Source organism: Streptosporangium minutum (genome assembly GCF_002149035.1).
GTDB classification, from domain to species: Bacteria; Actinomycetota; Actinomycetes; order Streptosporangiales; family Streptosporangiaceae; genus Streptosporangium; species Streptosporangium minutum.
The window spans coordinates 1-8,133 of record NZ_NGFP01000345.1 but is presented as its reverse complement, the minus strand read 5'-3'; the positions used below and the strand labels follow the sequence as shown (position 1 = coordinate 8,133).

Sequence of the window (8,133 nt, the reverse complement as noted above, 5' to 3'; positions counted from 1 at the left end):
GTTCCACTACGGTGGCGAGGACCTGCACACCGTGCTGAACCTCGCCGCCGCCGGGCACGGCCTGACCCTGCTGCCCTCCTCGGTGGCGGCCGGGGTGCCTCTGACCGCGCCGCGCGTGGTGCACCGGGTGGAGATGCTGCACGGCCCTCTCGCCTCCGGCCCGGCCAGAGCCGTCGCCGAGCGGCTCGGATAGCGGCCCGGCGGCCGTCGACACCGGCCACGGCCCCAGCTCCGTCTGCGTGCGGACAATCTGTGGCCAGATGGCCTGTGGCCGTGCGACCGCATTGATCTGCTGTCAAACAATTGAATTTAAGATGATTGGTGTTACGATCATCGGCATCGAGAGGGGAGGCGGATGCCACCCAAGTCCGCCGGCCGCCCGCGGCTGGCCTACTTTCCGCAGCTGGTGGCCGAACGCCTGGACATCGCCCTGTGCCGGGCCTCGGCTGCCGTCGCGCGCGCGGCCGAGGGACAGGCGGACCGCAACGGCCTCGGCGTCGGCCGGCACCTGGTGCTGAAGATGCTCGTGGCCGTGGGCCCCTGCTCCCAGCAGACGCTCAGCGAGGAGCTGCGCATCGACCGCAGCGTCATGGTCAACCTCTGTGACGACCTGGAACGGGCCGGCCACGTGCGCCGTGAACGCGACCCCGACGACCGGCGGGCCTACGCCGTCACCGTCACCGACTCCGGCCGGCGGCTCCTCACCGAGGCCGAGACGTCGGTGCCGGAGTTCCTCGACCGCGCCTTCCACGCCCTCACCCCCGCCGAGCGCGACCAGCTCACCGGCCTCCTCGGCAAGCTGCTGGACGTCACCCCTCCGGCCTCCGGCTCCTGACCATCCTGCCTGCCGTGCGATTCGGTGTCCTGGGGGCCTTGGGGGTGTGGTCCGCCGATGGCGAGACGGTCCCCGCCGGCGGGCCGCGGCTGCGTGCACTGCTGGCGATGTTGCTGCTGAACGCGGGCCGGACGGTGGATGTGCGGCGGCTCGTCGAGGGCCTGTACGGCCCGCAGGCGCCGAGCGGCGCGGCGCACGCCCTGCAGTCCCAGGTGTCCCGGCTGCGTCGCCGGCTCGGGGCCGCGGGCGAAACAGGGGATCTGCTCCAGTTCGGTCCCGCCGGATACCGGCTGCTCGTCGATCCCGACGACGTCGACGTGCACCGATTCGAGCGGCTCGCGGGCGAAGGGCGGCGCGTGCTCGCCACCGGAGATCACGCCGGCGCCGCCCGGCTCCTGGGCGCGGCCCTGGGACTGTGGCGGGGGCCGGCGCTGGCCGACGTCATCGACGCGCCTTTCGCCGGGGAGCAGGCCGCCAGGCTGGAGGAGTCGCGGGTCGCCGTACTCGAAGACCTGGTCGAGGCGCGGTTGGCGGGCGGTGAGCACCGCGACCTGGCGGCGGAGCTGCCGGAGTCCGTGGCGGCGCATCCGCTGCGGGAACGTCTGCGCGGACAGCTCATGCGGGCCCTGTACGGGAGCGGCCGGAAGGCCGAGGCGCTCCAGGTGTTCGAAGAAGCGCGACGGACGCTGGCCGAGGAGCTCGGTGTCGATCCCTCTCCTGAGCTCGGCGGCGTGCACGTGGCGGTGCTGCGCGCCGGGTCCTCGCCCGCCGAGGCGGCGGGAGGCGGCGTTCCGGCCCAGTTCACCAGTTTCGTGGGGCGCGACGGCGACCTCGAACGCGTCCGCGCGCTGCTCGGCGAGCGCCGCCTGGTCACGCTCACCGGGCCGGGCGGGGTCGGCAAGACCCGGCTGGCGGTCGAGGCCGCCGGGCGGGAGCGAGACGAGGTCCGCTTCGTCGACCTGGCCCCGCTCGCCGACGGCGCGGCCGCCCCGCAGGCCCTGATCAACGCGCTGGGCCTGCGCGAGGCCGGGCTGGTGCCCGCGCTGGCCGGTCCGCTCGACCCCGTGGAACGGCTGATCGCGGGGCTGGCCGATCGGCGGGTGCTGCTCGTCCTGGACAACTGCGAGCACGTCGTCGCCGAGGTCGCCGCGCTCGCCCGTCGGCTGCTGGCGGCCTGCCGGGACCTGCGGATCCTGGTCACCAGCAGGGAGAGGCTGGGCATCACCGGAGAGACGCTGCACCCGGTCCCGCCGCTGCCCCTGGACGGCGGCGGCCCGGAGCCGCTCGGCCATCCGGCGGTGCGGCTGTTCGCCGACCGGGCCGCCGCGGTGCGGCCCGGTTTCCTGATCGACGACGCCAACGTCGACGCGGTGCTGCGGCTCTGCCGGGCGCTCGACGGACTGCCGCTGGCGATCGAGCTCGCGGCCGCGCGGATGCGGTCGCTGACCCTCGAGGAGGTCGAGGACCGGCTGCAGGACCGGTTCCGGCTCCTGTCGCGTGGCGATCGTTCGGCGGCGCCCCGGCACCGGACGCTCCACTCGGTCGTCGGGTGGAGCTGGGACCTGCTGAGCCGCCCCGAACAGGCGCTGGCCGCGCGGCTGACGGTCTTCAGCGGTGGCGCGCCGCTCCATGCGGCCGCCCGGGTCTGCGGGCCGTCCGAGGGCGAGGTCGTCGAACTGCTCGCCGACCTCGTCGACAAGTCCCTGGTGGAGGCCGGCGGGGGCCGGTACCGCATGCTGGAGACCGTCCGTGAGTTCTGCGCCGAGCGGCTGGCCGGCGACGGCGAGCGGGAACAGCTGAGAGCGGCGCACGCGGCGTACTTCCTCGAATCGGCCCGGGCCGCCGAGCCGCACCTGCGCGGCCCTGACCAGCTGGAATGGCTGGCCCGTCTCGACGCCGAACGCGGCAACCTCCACGCGGCGCTCCGCTGGGCGGCGGGGGCCGACCCCGCGCTCGGGCTCCGCCTGCTCGCCGCCCTATCGTGGCAGGGGCAGTTGCGGGGACTGCCCGGTGAGCGAGCCGCGGTGGCCGCCGGCCTGCTCGTGACGATCGGCGACGAGCCGCCCGCCGGTCTCGAAGAGGAGTACACGCTGTGCCTGGCGCACGCCGCGGCCGCCGACAACGTGCACGATCGGCGACTGCGCGATCATCTGGGGCGCCTTGCCGATCGGCCTCTGCGATACCCGTTCCTGCGCGTCCTGCGGTTCATGGTGAACGGCCCCCGCCACGCGGACGGGGAGGTCCCCGCCGATCCGTGGTCCCAGGCGTTCGCCCGCCTGGAATCAGGGGTCAAGAGCCTCCTCGGCGGCGAGCGGGACACCGCCGAGGAGGCGTTCCGCGCCGCGCTGGAGGGGTTCCGCGGGACGGGGGACCGCTGGGGAGTCCTCACCGCCCTGGAACAGCTGGCCGGGCTCGCGGACGGGCCGGGGTCCGCCGCGCTGATGGCGGAGGCCATCGACCTGGCGGGACGGCTGGGCGCGGTGGAGGACCTGACCAGGCTGCTCGTCAGGAACGCCGACGGGCTGGCCGACGCCGGCCGGCTGCTCGCCGCGCGCGGAGTACGAGCGCGCCATCGAATTCGCCCGCCGCACCGGAACGCCCGAGACCCAGGCCGCCGCCCAGCGCGGGCTCGCCGACGTCGCGCGCCTTCGCGGCGATCTGCCGGCCGCCCGCGAGCTGTACGGCCGGGCGCTGCGAGGCTGCGGCCGGGCATCGATGGGCGGCGCGTTGACGCGCTGGCGGATCCTCATCGGCCTCGGCCGGATCGCGGAGGCCGAGCGGGACGCCGGCCAGGCCCGCCTCCGCTACCGCCAGGCCCTGGCCACCGCGCGCGCGTACGGAGATCGTCCGGCCGTCGCCGCCTCGGCCGAGGCTCTGGCGGCGGTGGCCGCCTTCGACGCCGCCGGACGGTGAAGGGCCGGTGTGCGGGTGGTGAGTGCGTGGTGAGCGGTCCCTGCCAGCCTCGTGGTCATCGCCTATCACTGACAGGAGACCGACATGAGGGACCTGAAGGGCAAGAGCGCGCTGGTGACCGGCGCCTCACGGGGAATGGGCCGGGCCATCGCCCAGCGGCTGGCCGCCGACGGCGCGCTGGTGGCGGTGCACTACAGCCGCAACGCCGACGCCGCCGAGGAGACGGTGGCCACGATCGAGCAGGCCGGTGGCGAGGCCTTCCCGGTCCAGGCGGAATTCGGCACGGACGGCGACGTGCGGACGTTGCTCACCGGCCTGACCGCGGGCCTGCGCGGGCGGCCGCTGGACATCCTGGTCAACAACGCGGCCTGCGGAAACCAGGACACGGTGCGGGCCGGGTCGGTCGATCGGCTGACCCCCGCCCAGTTCGACGAGGTCTTCGCGATCAACGTGAAGGCGCCGCTGTTCCTCATCCAGGCGGCACTGCCGCTGATGCCCGGCGGCGGGCGCATCGTCAACATCTCCTCGCTCGCCACGCGGGTCGCCCTGCCCGGCCAGATCGCCTACGCGATGACCAAGGGCGCCCTGGAGGTCATGAGCCGGACGCTGGCCAACGCGCTCGGCGAACGCGGCATCACGGTGAACACGGTGAGCCCCGGCAGCACCGACACCGATGTGACCGACACCCTGCACAACCCCGACATCCGGGCCGTCCTGGCGGACCTGACCGCGCTCGGCAGGATCGGCCGGCCGGCCGACATCGCCGACGCCGTCGCCTTCCTCGCCTCGGACGACGCCCGCTGGATCACCGGCAACGTGCTCGACGCCACCGGCGGCGCGTACCTCGGCCCCATGTGGGCACGCTAGCCCCCTGCACCCAGGCGGTCGCACCGCGCCGTGGCGGCCCGTGTCACGGGCCGCCACGGCGCGTCGGCGGAGCGGCCGAGGGGGTCCACCAGGCCGCCGTGGACCCGGGCTCCGGGCACCCGGCCAGGCGGCGGGAACGTCACCGTGGTGAGGAGGAGATGTCGGGCCTCGAACGTTCCGGCGTGTCGCCTGCCCATGGGGGCGGGCCTGTCGGGCGCTCGCCGCTCAGCCGCGCCAGCCGTCGCCGTCCACCCCGCCCGGCACCTCGGCCGTGGGGTCGTAGGGGGTGCGGGTGAAGACGAAGGTGTTGAGGTCGAGGTGGCCGGGCGAGCCGTCGGCCCGGCGGACCAGGCTCAGCCGCTCACCGGCGTAGTAGCCGTCCAGGCCCAGCCAGGTCCCGTCGGCCTGGGCGACGAAGCGCGAGGCCCGGCCGCCGCCGCCGATCGGTTCGAGGGACAGGCCTCGCTCCGGCAGCAGCCGCAGCGCGTAGGCGCTCGGCCCCCAGTACCACGGGCCGGTCAGCTCCAGCAGGTCGGCGTCGGCCGCGGTGGGCTCCCACTCGGCGGGCAGGCGCGGCTCGTGCTCGTCGAGGATGGCCAGCAGCTCCGTCAGCAGGGTGCGGCTGACCCCCGAGGTGGCGTTGGCCATGAACAGCACCCCCACCCGGTCGGACGGGTCGGCCCAGACCGTGGACAGGAAGCCGGGCATGGAGCCGCTGTGGCCGGCCAGGCGGCGGCCGCCCGCCCGGGTCAGCTGCAGGCCCAGGCCGAAGCCGCCGGTCCAGGCGTCGCCGTCGTCGACGATCGCCGGCTCGCGCATCTCGGCCAGCGTGGCCGGGTCGAGCACGCCCGCGGTCTCACCGGCCAGGAACGCCGCCCACCGGGCGAGGTCGGCGGGGGTGGACCACAGCTGCCCGGCCGGGGCCATGGCCAGAGCGTCGTGCTCGGGCTCGGGCAGCAGCACATCGGCCCACGGGTGCACGGCGTAGCCGGTGGCGTACGGGGCGCGCGGCCGGGGCGTGGTCTGGCTCATGCCCAGCGGCTCCAGCACCTCCGCCCGTACGGCCTGCGCCCAGTTGACGCCCCGGTGCCGGGCGACCAGCTCGCCCAGCAGGGCGAAGCCCAGGTTGGAGTAGTGGAAGCGGCGGCCGGGCCGGTGCCGGGCGGTCTCCGGGCCGAGCAGCCCGACCAGCTCCTCCACCGGCATGCCGGGGGTCCGCTCCCACCACTGGCCCGGCGGCTCGGCGGTCAGCCCGGCGGTGTGCGACAGCAGCTGGGCGACGGTCACCTCGCCGACCGGCGTGCCGGGGACGTGCTTGCCGATCGGGTCGAGCAGGTCCAGGCGGTCCTCGTCGCGCAGCCGCATGACCACGGTGGCGACCATGCTCTTGGTGATGGAGCCGATGCGGTACTGGGTGGTCTCGGTGGGGGCGGCGCCCTCCACCCGGCCGCGCGAGCCGAACCAGGCGATCCGCCCGTCGCGCACCACGGCCGCCGTCAGGGACGGCAGCCGTGACCCGGCCTGCTCCACCGCGATCCTGCGCAGCAGCGCACGGGCCGTACTCTCCAGAACCGGCGACATCAGATGACCTCTCCCCGACACGATGACATGGCCCAAGGCTAGTGCCGTACGAGCCTTGCCAGCATCCCCGGCGGATCTCCCCGGTGTGTCACGGTCAGCCGCCGCGTCGCACGGGTGAGCGCCACGTACAGGTCCCGGCCGCCCATCGGCGTCTGGACCAGGATCTCGCCGGGTTCGACGACCACCACGGCGTCGAACTCCAGCCCTTTGGAGGCGGTGACGGTCAGGACCGCCACGGGGGAGTCCAGGATGTCGTCGAGGCCGGGGAAGAGCGCGGCGATCCGGCGGTGGCGGGCGTCGGGGGTGATGACGGCCAGCCGGCCCTCGCCGATCTCCGCCAGCTCGCCGGCCACCAGGGCCGTCAGGGCGCCGGGGACGTCGGGGTCGAGGGAGACGGCTCGCGGCGGGGTCCCGCCGTCGCGGACCGACTCCGGCGGCCGCCGATCGGGCGCGACCGCCGCGAGCACGTCGGCGGCCACCTTCATGATCTCCACCGGCGTGCGGTAGTTGACCGTCAGGCGCTCCTCCCGCCAGCGGCCCCCGACGTAGCGGTCGAGCATCTCGCCCCAGGAACGCGCCCCGGCGGCCGACCCGGTCTGGGCGATGTCGCCCACGACGGTCAGCGAGCGGGAGGGGATCCGGCGCATCACCGTCCGCCAGGCCATCGCCGACAGCTCCTGCGCCTCGTCCACGATGACGTGCCCGTAGGCCCAGCGCCGGTCGGCTCGGGCCCGCTGGGCGGTGGTCGTGGCCGGCGCGGGCGCCGCGTGACGTCCGGCCAGCGCGGTGGCCTCCATCATCTGATCCTCCAGCAGGCCGGTGAACTCCAGCACGCCCAGCGCGTACCGCTCCTCGGCCTCGCGCTCCTGCTCGGCGGCCTGCCGGGCCGTCCCGGTGTCGCTGTCGTCCTCGTCCTCGCCGAGGAGTTCGGCGGCCTCATCCAGCAGCGGGACGTCGCCGACAGTCCACGGCCCGCCGTACGGCCTCAGCAGGGTCTGCCTCTCGTCCGGCGACAGGCCGGGCGCGGCCGAGGCCATCGCGCCGGCGTCGGCGAACAGGTCGGAGATCAGGCGCTGGGGGGTGAGCGGCGGCCACAGCGCGTCCAGCGCCTCGCGCACGGACGGCTGGGCCCACAGGACCTTGCGGGCGTAGCGTACGTCCTCCTCGTCCATCGGCCGGTCCAGCTGGGCGGCCTCGTCCAGGGCGAGCGCCGTGAGCATGTCGAGGAGGAAGAGCCTGCGGGCCACGTTGTGCGGGTGGCGGGAGGCTCTGGCCCGTTCCCTGGCGGCCGCGCAGACGGCGTGCTCCACCCGCAGCGCCATCCGCTCGACCACGACCTCCACCCCGCCGCGCACCGAGGTCCGCACCACGATGGAGACCTCCAGGTCGCCGGCGGGGACGCGCTGGCGGTCCCGCAGCGCCGCGGCGACCACCTCGGCCATGCGCAGGTCGCCTTTGACCACGGCGGCGGGCGGGGCGTCGGCCGCGGTGGCGCGCACGCCGGGATACAGCTCGCCGACGGACGACAGCACCACGTCGCTCTCACCGAGGGAGGGCAGCACCTGGGCGATGTAGCGGGAGAACAGCGCGTTGGGGCCCACCACCAGAACGCCGCGCCGCTCCAGGACGGCGCGGTGGGTGTACAGCAGGAAGGCGGCCCGGTGCAGCGCGGCGACGGTCTTGCCCGTGCCGGGGCCGCCCTGGACCACCAGCGCGCCGGGCAGGCCCGCGCGGATCACCCGGTCCTGCTCGGTCTGGATGGTGGCCACCACCTCGCCCATCCGCCCGGTACGGCCGCGCCGCAGGGCCGCCATGAGGGCGGCCTCGCCGACCAGCGTGCGGCGGTCGCCGTCGCTGAGGCGCTCCAGGTCGAACACCTCGTCGTCGATGCCGACCACGGTGCGTCCCTGGGTGTGCAGGTGGCGGCGGCGCACCAG

7 protein-coding genes and 2 pseudogenes are annotated in these 8,133 nt (G+C 75.1%); 5 read left to right on the top strand and 4 right to left on the bottom strand.

Annotated elements, in window-relative coordinates; genetic code table 11:
• The 3 genes and pseudogenes from CA984_RS40780 to CA984_RS49460 all read left to right on the top strand — a co-directional run.
• Positions 1–193, top strand: a pseudogene (locus CA984_RS40780) (LysR family transcriptional regulator); the annotation flags it as partial.
• A gap of 162 nt (positions 194–355) precedes the next feature.
• Entirely contained in the window at positions 356–835 is a 480-nt protein-coding gene (locus CA984_RS40775) for a MarR family winged helix-turn-helix transcriptional regulator (protein WP_086578698.1), read from the top strand.
• 107 nt (positions 836–942) lie between these two features.
• Positions 943–2,550: pseudogene (locus CA984_RS49460) on the top strand (AfsR/SARP family transcriptional regulator); the annotation flags it as partial.
• Positions 2,551–2,811: 261 nt separating this feature from the next.
• Here the strand turns inward: CA984_RS49460 and CA984_RS47520 are convergent.
• A complete protein-coding gene (locus CA984_RS47520; protein WP_207621231.1) occupies positions 2,812–2,985 on the bottom strand; it encodes a hypothetical protein in 174 nt (57 codons plus the stop codon).
• A gap of 132 nt (positions 2,986–3,117) precedes the next feature.
• Positions 3,118–3,408 carry a hypothetical protein gene (locus tag CA984_RS47515; protein WP_108724691.1) on the bottom strand — a complete coding sequence of 97 codons (291 nt, stop codon included), beginning with the start codon at positions 3,406–3,408 and terminating at the stop codon, positions 3,118–3,120.
• Between the two features lie 142 nt (positions 3,409–3,550).
• Between CA984_RS47515 and CA984_RS47510 the strand changes: the two genes are divergently transcribed.
• Both CA984_RS47510 and CA984_RS40765 read left to right on the top strand, forming a co-directional pair.
• Positions 3,551–3,748: a hypothetical protein gene (locus tag CA984_RS47510; protein WP_108724690.1), complete on the top strand. Its 198-nt coding sequence runs from the start codon at positions 3,551–3,553 to the stop codon at positions 3,746–3,748.
• A gap of 84 nt (positions 3,749–3,832) precedes the next feature.
• The gene (locus tag CA984_RS40765) at positions 3,833–4,615 is read left to right on the top strand and encodes an SDR family NAD(P)-dependent oxidoreductase (RefSeq protein ID WP_086578697.1); all 783 of its coding nucleotides are present in this window, start codon (positions 3,833–3,835) and stop codon (positions 4,613–4,615) included.
• Between the two features lie 225 nt (positions 4,616–4,840).
• Here the strand turns inward: CA984_RS40765 and CA984_RS40760 are convergent, their stop codons facing one another.
• Positions 4,841–6,196 (bottom strand): serine hydrolase domain-containing protein, encoded by a 1,356-nt coding sequence (locus tag CA984_RS40760; RefSeq protein WP_086578696.1) that lies wholly within the window; start codon positions 6,194–6,196, stop codon positions 4,841–4,843.
• Positions 6,197–6,234: 38 nt separating this feature from the next.
• Positions 6,235–8,133 (bottom strand): HelD family protein (locus tag CA984_RS40755; RefSeq protein WP_108724689.1); only part of this gene is annotated, 1,899 nt, incomplete at its 5' end.